At 55.4% G+C, this 14807-nt stretch carries 11 protein-coding genes; 3 read left to right on the forward strand and 8 right to left on the reverse strand.

Annotation, left to right across the window (positions count from 1 at the left end):
• Window position 1 precedes the first annotated feature (1 nt).
• Complete coding sequence (locus NYE24_RS19800; protein WP_342479270.1) at window positions 2-409, reverse strand: BlaI/MecI/CopY family transcriptional regulator; 408 nt, start codon at window positions 407-409, stop codon at window positions 2-4.
• A gap of 247 nt (window positions 410-656) precedes the next feature.
• Window positions 657-3173 carry an S-layer homology domain-containing protein gene (locus NYE24_RS19805; RefSeq protein ID WP_342479271.1) on the reverse strand — a complete coding sequence of 839 codons (2517 nt, stop codon included), beginning with the start codon at window positions 3171-3173 and terminating at the stop codon, window positions 657-659.
• A 273-nt stretch (window positions 3174-3446) separates the two neighbouring features.
• On the opposite strand from NYE24_RS19805, the gene NYE24_RS19810 reads away from it, so the two are divergent.
• Together NYE24_RS19810 and NYE24_RS19815 are read left to right on the forward strand one after the other, a co-directional pair.
• The gene (locus NYE24_RS19810; RefSeq protein ID WP_342476508.1) at window positions 3447-5807 is read left to right on the forward strand and encodes an AraC family transcriptional regulator; all 2361 of its coding nucleotides are present in this window, start codon (window positions 3447-3449) and stop codon (window positions 5805-5807) included.
• A 12-nt stretch (window positions 5808-5819) separates the two neighbouring features.
• Window positions 5820-7493, forward strand: coding sequence for an ABC transporter substrate-binding protein (locus tag NYE24_RS19815; RefSeq protein ID WP_342476509.1), 1674 nt, complete (start codon window positions 5820-5822; stop codon window positions 7491-7493).
• Between the two features lie 30 nt (window positions 7494-7523).
• Here the strand turns inward: NYE24_RS19815 and nikE are convergent, their stop codons facing one another.
• The 6 genes from nikE to NYE24_RS19845 all read right to left on the reverse strand — a co-directional run bounded on the left by nikE (window position 7524) and on the right by NYE24_RS19845 (window position 13147).
• The gene (gene nikE / locus NYE24_RS19820) at window positions 7524-8342 is read right to left on the reverse strand and encodes a nickel import ATP-binding protein NikE (RefSeq protein WP_342479272.1); all 819 of its coding nucleotides are present in this window, start codon (window positions 8340-8342) and stop codon (window positions 7524-7526) included.
• A gap of 20 nt (window positions 8343-8362) precedes the next feature.
• Window positions 8363-9187 (reverse strand): ABC transporter ATP-binding protein, encoded by an 825-nt coding sequence (locus NYE24_RS19825; protein WP_143804414.1) that lies wholly within the window; start codon window positions 9185-9187, stop codon window positions 8363-8365.
• A 19-nt stretch (window positions 9188-9206) separates the two neighbouring features.
• Window positions 9207-10037 (reverse strand): nickel ABC transporter permease subunit NikC, encoded by an 831-nt coding sequence (nikC, locus tag NYE24_RS19830; RefSeq protein WP_036699778.1) that lies wholly within the window; start codon window positions 10035-10037, stop codon window positions 9207-9209.
• Window positions 10034-10981 carry a nickel ABC transporter permease gene (gene nikB, locus NYE24_RS19835; protein ID WP_076161360.1) on the reverse strand — a complete coding sequence of 316 codons (948 nt, stop codon included), beginning with the start codon at window positions 10979-10981 and terminating at the stop codon, window positions 10034-10036. Before nikB ends, nikC begins: the two co-directional genes overlap by 4 nt.
• A gap of 22 nt (window positions 10982-11003) precedes the next feature.
• Window positions 11004-12623, reverse strand: coding sequence for a nickel ABC transporter substrate-binding protein (gene nikA / locus NYE24_RS19840; protein ID WP_342476510.1), 1620 nt, complete (start codon window positions 12621-12623; stop codon window positions 11004-11006).
• 164 nt (window positions 12624-12787) lie between these two features.
• Entirely contained in the window at window positions 12788-13147 is a 360-nt protein-coding gene (locus tag NYE24_RS19845) for a helix-turn-helix transcriptional regulator (RefSeq protein WP_036699783.1), read from the reverse strand.
• 141 nt (window positions 13148-13288) lie between these two features.
• Between NYE24_RS19845 and NYE24_RS19850 the strand changes: the two genes are divergently transcribed.
• Window positions 13289-14701 (forward strand): MFS transporter, encoded by a 1413-nt coding sequence (locus NYE24_RS19850; RefSeq protein WP_342476511.1) that lies wholly within the window; start codon window positions 13289-13291, stop codon window positions 14699-14701.
• Window positions 14702-14807 lie beyond the last annotated feature (106 nt).

Below are 14807 nucleotides of genomic sequence, written 5' to 3' on the forward strand. Positions count from 1 at the left end.
TTCATTCCTGCTTACCTGAGTTTCCGCTGGTACCCTGCGACTTTTTCTCCCTCAGCAGCTGTTCGAGTTGTTCAATCTCCTGCTTGGACAGCTCCACATCCTCCAGGAAGCTGGTCACCATTAACTGGGTGGCTCCGCCGAATACGCGCTTCAGGAAGGAGCGGCTCTCGGCCCGGACACACTCATTCTCTGACACCAGCGGATAATACAGATAGCTCCGGCCGGATTTCTCATACGCTATCGCCTTCTTCTTAAGCAGCCGGGTGACGAAGGTACGCACCGTCTGCTCGCTCCATTCCACAGATGCAGGCAGGATCCGGGTAATTTGTTCCGAGGTGAGCGGATGATGCTCCCAGATAATCTTCATAATTTCCCATTCAGCTTCCGAAATCTTCGGGGTTGTACTCATCATAACAGCTCCATTCCATCGCAGCGTCGTTCAATCTACAAGTGTAAATACAAGCTCTGTTCTATACATTACACTTGTAGATTGAATTTGTCAAATATGCCCACATTATGATGAAAGCACGCGGAACGACACCCATAGTAACCGCAACAATAGCAAAAAGCACAAGCCAGCGGCTTGTACTTCCTGCTTCCTATTCATAATAACTCTATCCATAAGAACTTACCTACTCCTGTCACTTACTTGCAGCTTACAACCCTGCAATCAGAGCTTTAACGGAACTGTCGCTCTCCAGCGCACGGATGATCACCGCCACCGCTTCGGCGCGGGTAGCCTGATTCTTCGGTGCAAATGCTGAGGCAGAGATGCCCTTCACCAAATTAGCCGAAGCGGCTTGGCGGATGGCGTCAGCTGCCCAGTAGCTGCTGCTGACATCTTTGAAGCTTGCCGGAGTGCCCGTCTGGAGCACGCCGAGATCAAGCACACGGCCGATGATTGTAACCATCTCAGCGCGGGTAATGGTCGCTCCCGGCTTGAAGCTGCCGTCTGAGTAGCCGGTTACGATACCTTTATCGGCCAAGGCACTGATATAGCCAGCCGCCCAATTGGAGGCTGTATCCCCAAACTTAGAGGCTGCCGATGTAGTGTCTATCCCGAAGGAACGGGCGATCATCGCCGCGAATTCGGCTCTGGTCACCGGTGCATCCGGGCGGAAGCTTCCGTCCGCATAGCCGCTGATGATCTGCAGCTTCACGGCTGTAGCGATGGTGCCGCTGCCCCAGTGGCCTGCGGTGTCCTTGAAGCTGATGCTCTGATTCTTCGAAGCCGCAATAGCTTCCGTTACAGTCTTGTATACTGTCTCGCGGCTAACCACTCCGGATTGGAACGGATTAACGCCGCCCTGTGGCTGCTTCTCCGGTTCAGCAGGAGTAGTGCTGCCGTTCCCTGGCGTGGTGCCGGTGGTCCCTGGTACCGTTCCGGTATTTCCAGCCGGAGTCCCTGGCGTTCCGCCCGGATTACCGCCGCCAGTTCCGCCGCTTGTCGTATCTGTAATACTAAGCGCAATCTGATCGCTCAGGTATACTACCTGGGCGTTATATTTGCTTGGCAATCCTTCAACCTGCACGGAAGCAAACTGCCCGCTGCGCTGGCTGACGCCATGCGTAATGAGCGGAATCAGGCCGCTGCCTGGAACGTAGCTGTTTGCGAAGTTCACCTTCAGCTTCCCGTCAGCCTTCACGGCCCCCTCAACCTCAAGGACATCCTTTGCTCCGGTAAGGCCCAGTACAAGCGTACCTTCGGAGGCCTGGGTGAAGCTGCCGCCGATCACTATTTTACCGTAGACGTTCTCAATTACAGAACCGCCGGTATTCGTCACATTCCCTTTGCCGAAGGCTGTTGCCGAGTCTCCTTCCAGGACACCTGCGTTCACCTCTGTACCGCCGGAATACGTATTGCTGCCGGCCAGCTTCAGCGTGCCTGTACCCTCCTTGGTCAGCCCGCCTGTGCCGGAGATATCATTGCGCCAGCGGTCTGCGGCGTAGAAGCCGCCCTTCGCAGCGTCCATCGCTACTGTTACATGCTCAGCGAATGCACCGTACCCGTCGGCAGCGGCGAATAGGTTCAATCGTCCCCAGCCTTCAGGATCATCCAGTAGTGGATAGCCGGATGGAAGTGCTGTTGTTACGAGAACTGCTCTACGCTGATCCGCACTCAGGTAAGGCAGACGGGTCTCCAGCAACACCTCTGCTCCCTTAGGAGCAACAGCAGGCTCAGTCGTGGAGTGAATCTGCGGGAAGCCATAGGTCAGCCGCTGGGTATACTGGGCCTTATTCTTCGCATAATCTGTGAACCGGTCTTCTGCGGTACCCGTCTGTGTAAGCAGCACTTCATGAGCCTGAGTGTAGGCCGCCTGCTTCAATGCCGCATTATCCGGGTCGGTCAGCGCACCTGCTGCGAAGGCCATCGCCGTTACTCGTCCGCCCATAACATCCAGCGGTGAGTGCATCCCGGCAACGACACGGTTGTTGCCCATCTCCGAGGCCCGGGTCATCAGCTCCTGGAAGCGCTCAGGTACGGAATACGCCAGAGCCAGGGCTGCCAGATAGGAAGCGTTGGTATGGCCGCTCGGGAAACCGCCGTCTGTGGCAGGCGTACTGCTTCTCGCCGGCACCAGCGTCGGCACGATGACAGAGGTATCCTTCCAGCGGAATGGACGCATGTAGCTGTAGAATTTCTTAGCCTGACTCGTTGAAGCATAGTCGCCGCGGACTTTTCCGATCAAGTCTACCATTTTGCCCAATTCAGAACCGGAATCGCCAGCCTTGTTGCTGTCATTTCCGTCATTATATTTTACAGAGGTGGCATCAGCAGGGATGCTGTTAATGGTCGTGAAGGTTCCCGACTTGGATCGGTACACCTCAGACAACGGACCAAGGCCGTCAGCCGCTCCATAGGTCTGGTTCCGCCGGTCATCGTAATACGCTGCCTCCTCCTCTGCCGGAGTACGGGTCTTAGACAGATCCGCTACATATTGAATGTTGTAATCCAGCACTTCGTTGTTCAGCTTCGTTCCGGTATCCCAGGTGGCGCCCGGTGTCCAGAGATCCAGGAAGCCGGAGAGAACACCGATCGAGGGGTTGGAATACACCGCCATATTCACAGGTGTGTTATTCTTATAAGTATCTACGAAATGTCCCCATGCCGGAGCAGCTGGCAGCTCGGTTAATGAATTACCCGTGGCCGCCTCTGCAGGATGTACCGCGATAGAATTCGTGAGGAGTACCAGACCTGCCGTAACAGACAACAGCTTTCTTTTCGACTTCAAGTTCAATGTGTCAGCCCCTATCTTGTTATTTTGATTGCCTGAATCGGACTCAATATAGCACCTGCCTCCACCGCGCTCAATAACACAATTTCGCAATTCTATGATTTTGGGAACAATTCAGCTTTTTTCCGGCTATTTTACATTGATTTAACATGAATCCCGAACAGATTTGTGAGGGGCTAGTGTATAATCCGCCTGGGAGGAGAATACAACTTGCGAAAATGGAACTCTGCCTTTGCTGCCCTTGCCGCTTCATACATCTCTGTTGTGCTAGTCATTGTCCTCTTGCTCTGCTCTGCCTTCTATCTGTATTTCTCGAACCATTATAAGGAAGAGCTTCAGGGACGCAACCGGCTCATCCTTGACAATACCGCCCGTACCCTTGAAGCCTCCGTGCTTCAGCGGGTCCAGCAGATCTATCTGGAAGTCTCTCTGAACCAGCGGTCGGCGCTCCGTATGCTGCCAGATGCTTCACTTCCAGCGAATCTCAGCAAGGTAAGCAGTCTCCAGGAGTCGCTGAACATGCAGGTATCCAATCATTCGGACCTGATCCAAGCCGTACATCTGTATGCTCCCAGGCAGCATCTCCTGCTGTCCTCGTTGTATGGGCTGAAATTCCGTGCGGACCAGCAGGCGGGTGCCGCCTATTGGATGGATTGGGTGAACGGCATGAACCTTAATTCCCGTAACAGCCTCTGGACAGAGGCCCGGTTCGTGCCGGACGATATCGTCTCCAGCATCCCCGGCGGCAGCGGCAGCCAGCTGATCACCTATGTGCACAGCTATCCGTTCCAGTCCCCCGGGGCAGCCAGTGAGCTGCTGATTGCCATTGATCTGAAGGAGAGCGCGCTGCGCGCCATTCTGCAGAATATGATGCCTGCCCGCTATCAGAGCAGCTTCATTGCTACGCCCACCGGGGGAATCTTGGCCGGTTCGAGTCCGGATGCTGCCGCTCAGGCCGATACCTATGCTGCTAGTATCTCGAATGCGCTAGCCTCTCCTGAGACATCCGGGAACATGAGCCAGGAGATCGGGGGCAGCACCTATGTCATTTCCTATCAGGACCTGCCGACTACCGGCTGGAAGCTCTTCAGTGCGGCTCCGGCGAACCTGTTCTATGAGAAATGGCTCGTTGTCCAGAGGGTCATCCTCTCCCTGTGTCTGATTGCTCTATTGGTAGGAATCTGTCTGTCCGGCATTCTGGCCAAATTGAATTACAGTCCGCTTAAGCGGCTGCTTCGCACTATTAAGGACCTCTACGGCCCGGGGCCTGAGGTGCCAGGAGTGCCGGGACCCGCCCTTAACGAATTCGGAATTATTGACTCCGCCTTCATCCGTCTGAACGACAAAGTCACCACACTGGAGGGGACGCTTGAGGCCAGCAGTCCGCATATCCGGCAGAATATGATCCTGAATCTCCTTCAGGACAGCCCTGCCCAAGGCAGTGTAACCGTAGATCCGCTATTCCTGGGACTCTCTCCGGAGCACCGTTATTACTGCTGCCTGCTCCTCAACACCCGTGGAGCCTACGCCCGTATGAGTCTGAGCGGCTTACAGGCAGCCATGAGCGGGATGACCGGGACGCTTGAGGCGATCCGGCTTCAGGGAATCCGCATTCTGGCTGAGGAGCTGCCGGACAAGCAGACGGTTGTCGTTATCAGCGCGCGCGAAGCCTCCGGGACGCTGCTCGAACAGCTCTCGGACCGGATTACAGCAGCAGCGGAGCAGCATTTCCAGCTGAATATTCAGCTCTCACAGGGCTGTTGGGTGGATGCCGTCAGCCTTCTCCACACGAGCTACGCTGAAGCGCAGACCTTGATGAAGTATGCTTATTTTCTGCCGGAGAGCAGGGTCTTGAAGGACCGGGAGCTGCTGAAGAAGGAGCAGAGTCTTGATGAAATCCCGCAGCCTGTGCTGATGAGATTCAAGGATAAGCTGCAGACCCGTCAGTTGGATGAGACACTGGCCGCGCTGGAGCAGCTGATAGCCGTCATGCGGGAAGGCAACTACCCGGCGGATTATTGCCACTTCGTTCTGGCGAATACCGTATTTATGTACTCGGATTATCTGAAAAGCATCCGCTACACCCCTTCCGCCCACGGGCCTCTAGATCTGTATAACGAATATATTGCCCTGCCGGATATCCGGCATTTGCAGGAGTGGTTCGCCGCCTCCATCGGCACCTTCATCATGGAGACGCAGAAGCGGAACAGTGACCGCGCACTCTCGACCATTGAAGCGGCCAAGGCCTATATCGGGGAGCATCTGTCCGAGGATCTATCGCTGGATGCCGTATCTGCCAAGGTCTTCATCAGTCCAAAGTATCTAAGCAAGCTGTTCAAGGAAGAGCTGGGGATCACCTACACCGACTATATTACCGGCATACGGATGGAAGAGGCCCGGCGGCTGATTGAGAACAATAACATGTCGATCGAACAAATTGCCGGCACGGTCGGTTATGGAACAACTCCCTACTTCATCAAGCGCTTCAAGGAAATCTACGGCTGTACACCGGGGAACTATCTGCGGACCGTGAACACACTGCCGCCGCAGGCGGAGATTAGCATGGGATAAGGAGGGTGCCATATGGATATGTATAAAAGATTAGTGCTTTTGCCCCTCCTGGGGCTGATCTGCGGCTGCAGCGGGCAGCCAGCTACACTCTCATCTGCGCCTGGACAAGAGCTGCCGGAGCCATCCGTTTCCGCTTCTGATTCTGCTGTTCTTGCTGCCTCTGCCCCGAAGCTCAAAATCTCCTGGACCATGCATCAGAATCTGCCGGTTGCGGAGGATGCCGTAATGGTGCGGGAGCTGGAGCAGAAGTTCAACGTAGATCTGGACTTCTGGAATCTGCCGAACAACAAATACGAATCCCTGCTCGACCTGAAGCTGGTGCAAGGCAGCATTCCCGACCTGTTCCGGGTCCGGCAGACCCAGGATCTGCTGAAGTACCAGCAACAGGGCGTGCTCGCTCCAATTCCTGAGGAATTACTGAACACCTATGCTCCCAATATTCTTAAGGCCATCCGCGAGAATGCACCGGCCTATCAGCAATATGGCCGCATTAACGGTTCCTATTATGGCATTCCGGTCATTAATCCTACCAATATCTATCGGGTCCCTGTGGTATACCGGCAGGATTGGCTGGACAAGGTCGGCCTTAAGGTGCCGGACACCTTGGCCGATTTCGAGAAATTCATCTATGCGGCTACGAACGAAGACCCGGACGGCAACGGGATCCGGGACACCTACGGCTTGTCGCAGGAGGGCATGAATGTTGTCTTCGGCGCATTCGGGCAGATGGTCTTCACGGATCAGCTCTACTTCAGCCGGAAGGATCAGGGGCTGGTCATTGGCGCTCTGGAGCCGGATATGCAGGAAGCGCTGCGTTATCTCCGCAAATGGTACAAGGACGGGGTCATTGATCCCGAGTTCATCACCGGGGAGAATAGCGGAGGCTACAAGCATTTGTCGCACGCCTTCATTAACGGGCGGATCGGCATGACCTCCATGGGCAATTATTATCACTGGACACAGGCAGGAGCTTATACGGACTGGAGATTGGATGACCAGAAGGCAGCCAGGCTGGTTCCGGTAGAAGCCATGTTTAACGTCAAGGAGTTAACCGCCAAGCATCCGCAGGCCAAGATCGCTTTCGGGCGGCCGGTTAGCGGCCCGGACGGCAGGCGCGGCTCCAAAGCCTATGATATGATGATGAGCTTCACCGCTATTGGCGCGGATGCTACCCAGGAGCCGGGCAAGCTGGAGAAGATCCTCCAGCTGCTGGACTACATCAGCGCAAATCCTGACCCCGATGAGGCGGCAGCTCTGCAGTATGGTATTCAGGGGACACACTGGGACTGGGCCGGAACGGACAAGAAGGATATCATCCTGCTGCCGCCGTATAACCATATGTTCAGCTACCAGAATACAATCGGCGCGGGGATCGGTATGACTCTGCCCATCCTTCCTGCCGGCCGGAGCGAGCAGTGGGCGGCAACCCTGGGGCTGGATCACGACGGCATTTATAATGCCCTGGAGGTGGCTACTCCCTCTCTGATCAGGAACGGCCCTGGACTTATTAAGCTAAGAGACCAGGCGTACATTGCCTTCATCACCGGGGAGCGTCCGCTTGAGGAATTCGGGGAGTTCGTGGAGGAGTTCCTGGCGGCGGGCGGAGCGGAGGTACTGGCGGAAGCAAATGAGTCCTATAAGAAGCTTGATCCACATCAAAAAGGTGAGCAAAAAGCGAGACTGTAGTCTCCTCGATTGCTCACCGGATGTTTACCATTATTGTACAGCGTTCCCGGGCAGATCCCTGTGCCGGCTGCGCGGATGCTCCGCAAGCATGGAGTCGAGCAAGCTGCGAACCGCAGGATGAGAGGACTGCAGGAACTGCTCCTTGCTGTCGTTATATTCCACGATCTTGCCCTGATCCATGACAGCCAGTGCGTCTGAGATCATACAGGCGGCCTTAATATCATGGGTGATGAACAGATATGAGAGGCCGAACGCAGCCCTGAGCTCACCAAGCAGCCGCAGAATAGTAGTCTGGTTAATCATATCCAGACTACTAACCGCCTCATCCAACACGATGAGCTTAGGCTTGAGCGCAATCGCTCTGGCAATATTAATCCGCTGCAGCTGTCCTCCGCTGAACTGGTAGGGCTGCTTCTGCATGTCTGCCGCGCTTAGTCCGACACACTCCAGTAGCTCGCCTACCGTACGCTTCTGCTCCTGAACACTCAAGGATTCGTAGTTGGACAGCGGCTCGCCAATAATCTGCTCGGCTGTCATCCGGGGATTCACGGCTGAATAACAATCCTGAAAGACCACCTGCAGATCGCGGCGTATGGTCCTGCGCGCCTGCGGGCTCAGCTTATACAGATCCTGTCCCTGAATCAGCACCTGGCCCGCGCGGGGCGGCTCCAGGCCAAGAATAACCCGGCCCAGTGTGCTTTTACCGGCTCCGCTTGATCCCAGCAGCCCCAGGCAGGTTCCCTCTTCTATATGAAGAGACACGCCGGACAGCACAGGCTCCTGCTCCTCTGAACGCCTCCACCGGCGGGATGCAGCATAGGTATGGGTAACCTCCCTGACCTCAAGCATGTATTCTGCCGCTATTCCGGTCATAGCTGACCCCCTAACTGCGGACCAAGCTGAAGCAGCGGCCTTGCTGCAAGCAGCTCCCGGGTATATTCATGCCGGGGATGGTCGAACAACTCGAATACATCAGCGGTCTCAACAATTCGCCCGTGCTGCATGACCGCAACTTCATCAGCCAGCTCCGCAATGACGCCGAGGTCATGGGAGATCAGCAGAATAGCAGTTCCATGCTCCTGCCGAATTCGGTCCAGCTGCCGCAGCACCTGAAGCTGATTGGACACATCCAGAGCCGTAGTAGGTTCATCGGCAATGATCACGGAGGGCTTCAGGCACAGGGTGAGCGCCAGCATCACCCGCTGGAGCATCCCGCCGCTCAGCTCATACGGATACTTGTGCAGCAGCGCTGCGGGATCGGGCAGATTCACATCGGCCAGGGAACGGACCATGCAGGCTCTGGCTTCTTTTTTCCCCAGCTTCATATGTGTACGAATCGACTCCACGAATTGCGCACCAATGGTATACACCGGAGAGAAGGCCGTCATCGGATTCTGCATAATCAGCGCAAGACTACTGCCGCGAAGCCTGCGCATGTCCTTCTCCGGGAGTCCGTTCAGCTCACGGGTATGCAGCCGGATACTGCCTTCGATTACACTCGTCTGCCGGTCCAGCATCTGGAGGAGCGCCAGCGACGTAACGGTTTTTCCGCTGCCGCTGCCTCCCACAAGACCCAGCACACGCCCCGGCTTCAGCTCCAGGTTAACATCCTCTATGAGGGGCAGAACTCCTGCCGCTGTCTTCACAGATACCTTCAGACCCTTCACCTGCAGCACAACTTCCGCTTGTTCCATGATTCGCTCATTCCTTCTTTCAGGAGCCTCGTTTGATCCCGTACCGTTCAGACAGCGCCTCGCCCAGCAGATTAAACGAAGCTACAACCATAATAATCATCAGGCCCGGATAGAGCATCAGCTCGGGATGATTGCGGATGAAGGATTTCCCTTCGTTCAGCATTGCCCCCCATTCCGGTGTAGGTGCCTGGACGCCCAGGCCCAGGAAGGACATCGCGGAGATATCCATAATCGCCCAGCCCATCTCAAGCGTCCCTATCACCACAATCGACGGCAGGATGTTGGGAATAAGGTGTCTGCTCATGATCTGCCAGGGGGAGGAGCCGCTGATCCGCGCTGCCGTAATGAAATTCCGCTCCTTGAGGCTGACAATCATATTCCGGAACATCCGGGCGAAGTACACCCACTGCACCAGCATCAGCGCAATAACCAATTGAGACAGGCCCGGCCCCAGAATCCCGATCAGACCGAAGACCAGAATCATACTGGGAAAAGACATAATGCCATCGCACAACCGCATCAGCACAGCATCCAGCCACCCGCCGATGTACCCCGAAACCACTCCTGCGAGCAGTCCAACCCCTAAGGAAGCGGCAAAAATAAGTGAAGCAAAGCCCAGTGAGATCCGTGTTCCATACAGTAGCCTGGATAGATTATCCCGGCCCAGCTGATCTGTCCCTAGAAGATATTCCCATGAAGGCGGACTGAGCTTCGCTGCCAGATTCACCCGGATCGGATCATGCGGTGAGATCCACGGGGCCAACAGGCCAGCAAGACCAAACAGGATCAGCAGGCTGCCGCAGATCATGATGACTCTCCTGCCTTTGAAACGGCTGCTTAAGTTATTCATCCTTGGCTGGCCCTCCCTTTACGCGCAATTCGCGGGTCCAGGAACAGCTGGAGCAGATCGGCGATCAGATTGCTCCCGGCAATCACACAGACCGAGAGCATGACATAGCATTGAATCACCGGAATGTCACGGTTAATGACCGCTTCAATGAAGTACCGGCCGAAGCCCGGCCAGGAGAATACCTGCTCTACGATAATTGCTCCTGTCAGCAGCTTCCCCAGATTGATACCCAGTCCTGTAATAAGCGGCGCTATGGCAATTCTCAGCACGTATTTATACAGAATCACACGTTCCTTAATCCCTCTGGCCCGGGCATATCGGACATAAGCCTCCTTCAGTTCCTCCAGAACGGTCGTCCGCAACAGGCGCGCGTAGATGGCAATCAGCCAGAGCGCCAGGGTAATTGACGGAAGAATTAGGTGCTGCACGGACCCTCTGCCTTCCACAGGCAGCCATTCCAGCTTGACCGAGATGAAGAACATCAGCAGATAGCCGATCCAGAAGACCGGAACACAGGCGCCGATATAGGCGAATACCCGGATCACATGATCCACCAGCCGGTTTTTGTAAATCGCTGCTAACACCCCAAGCGGGATGCTAACCACCAGCGCCAGCACGATACTGGCGGACGCAAGCTGAAGCGTTGCGGGCAGCTTCTGGGCAACCTCTCCCCAGACGGGCATATTGGACAGGTAGGAATGGCCGAAATCCAGCCGGAGCAGCCGGCCTACCGATTGAACATATTGCGCCAGCAGCGGCTGGTCCAGCCCGAATTCATGCCGCTTGGCGGCCAACACTTCATCATCCGGCTGGATATGGGCCGCTGCCAGATAGGCCTCAGCCGGGTCTACCGGCCCCACCCGGATCATCACGAACATCAGCAATGAGGAGAACAGAAGGATGGGGATGATCGCCAGCACTCTTTTTCCGATATATACGCCCACTTAGAACCCTCCTGCGTGACTACTACTTCTTCTTGGTGCCATGAAGCGGATATTCATCCCGGTTGGACGGGAACTTGAATTCAGCCACATTGTCCCGGTACACCGCCATCTGCTTGATGTAAGAGATCGGAAGAATCGAGGACTGTTCCTGCAGCGTAGTGAGCACAGAGCCGAACAGCTCGGTACGGGCCTTATCGTCTATTGTTGCCATACCTGCTTTGATTTTCTTATCAATCTCCGCCTTCATTGGCAGAGCCGCCAGGGTATCCGAGACCCCATAGCCCGGCTGAAGCACGGCTGTCATGAAGGAATGCGGGTCATACGGCGCACCAAAGGTCGAGTAGAAATTCATATCGAACTCATTGGCCTTTCTGCGCTGGATGTAGACGGTCAGCTCGACGCCGGTGATTCTCAGATTCACACCGATCCCCGCCCATTCAGCTTGCAGGGTCTCCGCCATCCCCTTCATCGTCTGATCCGCCTTGTCATACATCAGCTCCAGCTCCAGCTTCTGTCCATCCTTCTCCCGCACGCCCCCACCTGAAGGCAGCTTCCAGCCCGCTTCATCCAGCAGCGCATTCGCCTGCTCCACATCATATTTCACCGGGCTCACCTTGATATTGGCATAAGGCAGATTCGGCGGCAGGATATTGTCTGCCTTCTCCTCCAGTCCCAGCGTCACCCCTTCGACCATCGCTTCCTTATTGAAGCCCATGCTAAGTGCCTGACGGACCTTAAGATCAGCCAGCTTCGCGTTCATGGTATTCAGCACCAGATTGCGGGTGGCGATCGGCTCAGACAGCTTAGTGACGTACTTTCCGGTGCTCTCAAGCCCCTTGTAGGCGTCATAGCTGATGAGACCTTCGCCGTAGATCAGATCCAGATCTCCTTTTTCAAAAGACAGCACGCGCGTCTCCGCATCCGGGATCACCTTCACCACCACCTTGTCCACCTTCGGCTTCTCACCCCAGTAGTAAGGATTCGGTGTAAAGGTTGCCGACTCATCCTTCTTATACTCGCTTAGCACCCAAGGTCCGGTTCCAATCGGGCTGCGAATACCCTTGGACGTATCGCCATCCTCGGGGAAGCCCGCTTCGCCAAGGAAGCGTACCGGCCGCACCACCGCAAGATCGTACAGTGCCGGATAATAGGATTCCGTCAGCGTGAGCCGGAACGTAGTGTCATCGACCGCTTCTGTCTTCTCAATCAGCGGGATCATGCCCAGCCATGTGTGCAGCTTCTTATTATGTAAGACCGCATCCATATTCTTCTTCACCAGCTGTGCGGTAAAAGCCGTTCCATCCGAGAACTTGACGTTGCTGCGGATCTTGAACGTGTATACCTTGCCATCCTGCGATAGCGTCCAGGACTCGGCCAGAGCCGGGACAATCTTCCCGTCTTGATAACTGACAAGCGGCTCATAGATCATAGACTGGGCTAACAGCTGGGACGGATTATATAAATGCGGATTCATTGGTCCGATATCCCGGGGCCACGCCATTGTAAGGGTCTTCGTGGCTTGCGCGTCGCCGGCAGCCGATGGTTTGTCTGTATTATTCGATGAACAGCCTGCAGCGACCATGGATATAACCACTAATACGAGCAGGCCCTGCAGCAGCCTCTTACCTTTAGATGCGAACATAGCGTTGACTTCCTCTTTTCCAATCGAGAATGATTATCATTACAATTTAAAATATTACTGCAACCTACACAATTCTGTCAATGGTAACGGTTGTATGCACTAACCAGATCAAAAAACCACCCCAGAACCTGGAGTGGCGATGACTTCATACGGTATATGATTGATTATCCCTGCTCTTGCCCTTCCTCTTCCGGCTCCCCGAACCCCTCATCTGGACCAGGACTGACGTAAGCCTGCAATACGGAATCCAGCAGCCCTGGGAACCGCTCGTCCAGATCTTCCGTCCGCAGGGACAGAATACGCTGGGTACCCTGCACCCGGGTATGAATGACACCCGCTTCGCGAAGCGTCCGGGCATGGTGGGTCAGCGTAGACTTGGCAATCGGTACCTTGAAGCTGTTGCAGGACTGCGGGCCGTGGTTACAGATCTCCGACACTACATATAGACGGATCGGATCGCTAAGCGCGTACAACACTGAGGCGAGCTGAATGTCCTTACGGTCGGGATGATGGAGCTGCTTCATGAATAAAACTCCTTCAGAGTATATAATAGTACTTCTTTTCACGATGATTTCCTAATTGCATTTTACATTAGCCCATGCTATATTTCAATAGTTCGTAAGTAATCGAATAATACAATAACATAATGAAGGAGTGGCTTTCTCATGACCTCATCACCTGCTTCTGAGGGCGATCAAGAGCATTCAATGGCTGCTCCGCAAGCGGCTCTACCACGGGAAGGACTGCTAACTCTGCTATTCAGCGTTGCTGTCGTCCTCGTTATTATGAACACAGCGATGTTCAATCTGGCCCTGCCTGATGTAACCGAGACCTTCGGCATCACCGCAGCGTCCGCCTCCTGGATTGTAACCGGGTATTCCATCATGTTCTCTATTGCCTCAATCACATACAGCCGGCTCTCGGACTTCCTGCCGATCCGCCGATTGCTGATTATCGGGCTGCTCACCTTAGGGCTTGCTGCTGTGGCCGGATTCTTCAGCACCAGCTTCATTTTCCTGCTGATTGTGCGTATTCTGCAAGCATCAGGTGCAGGCGCCGTGATGTCACTGTCCCTTGTCCTGTTCACCCGCTACATTCCGCAGGCCCGGCGCGGCAAAGCCATGGCGACGATCATGTCGGCCGTCTCCCTGGGACTGGGTCTGGGTCCGGTAGCTGGCGGCTCCATTGTTGAATACCTCGGCTGGACCTGGCTGTTCGCAGTCACTGCCGCCATTCTGCTGCTGGTGCCGCTGTTCCTGATCCTGCTGCCCAAGGAAGTTCCGGCTAGCGGCTCATTCGATATCCTGGGCGGAATTTTCCTCGGCGTGGGTACTACCGGTCTGCTGCTGTTCCTGACCAGCGGACTGTGGATCGCGCTGATCGCTGGCATCGCCGCGATTGCCTTATTTGTAGGGCGTATCCGCACAACCCCTGATCCATTCGTACTGCCCGCGCTATTCAGCAACCGGCCATATCTCGTACTCGCACTGATCGGGGTTGCCTCTTACCTGTGCAGCTTCGCTACCCTGTTCCTGCTGCCGCAGATTCTGACTCACCGCTTCGGCTTCAGCGCCAGCCATGCCGGTCTGGTCATCTTCCCGGGCTCACTGCTGGCTATCTTCGTCTCCCGCCTGGTCGGACGGATGATTGACCGCTACGGTAACACCGGAATTCTGCGCTTCGCACCGCTGCTCGTTCTGGCCGCCACCGTATTGTTCGCCTTATTCGCCGGACAATCCTGGATCGCCGTCATGCTCGTCTACATGATTATGAGCCTGTCCTTCACTGTACTGTCGAGCAGTGTGTCGAATGAAATCTCGCGTATCCTGCCTGCTTCGCAGATCGGCTCCGGGATGGGGCTCTTCCAGCTGCTGCAGTTCTTCAGCGGTGCCTTCAGCGTAGCGATGGCCGCCAGCGCCCTGGAATGGCAGCGCAGCCTGCCGCTTCAGGCCGCTTACTCCAACATCTACTGGGGCTTGTCAGTTGCGGCAATCGTGGCGATTGGCTCCGCCTCCATCTACCTGCGGGGCAGTCAGCGCAGCCCGCTGTCCGAGATGGCGAAAGCCGCGGACTGCTAGATACATTTTAGGTAATGCTAAATCCGCAACTGTACCATTCGCGCATACACCCGCACGCCAAAACACCCTGCAGCCTTCACAGCCACAGGGTGTTTCTTATTCCGGC

Origin of the sequence: Paenibacillus sp. FSL H7-0350 (assembly GCF_038593195.1) — a bacterium.
Taxonomy (GTDB): Bacteria; Bacillota; Bacilli; order Paenibacillales; family Paenibacillaceae; genus Paenibacillus_AQ.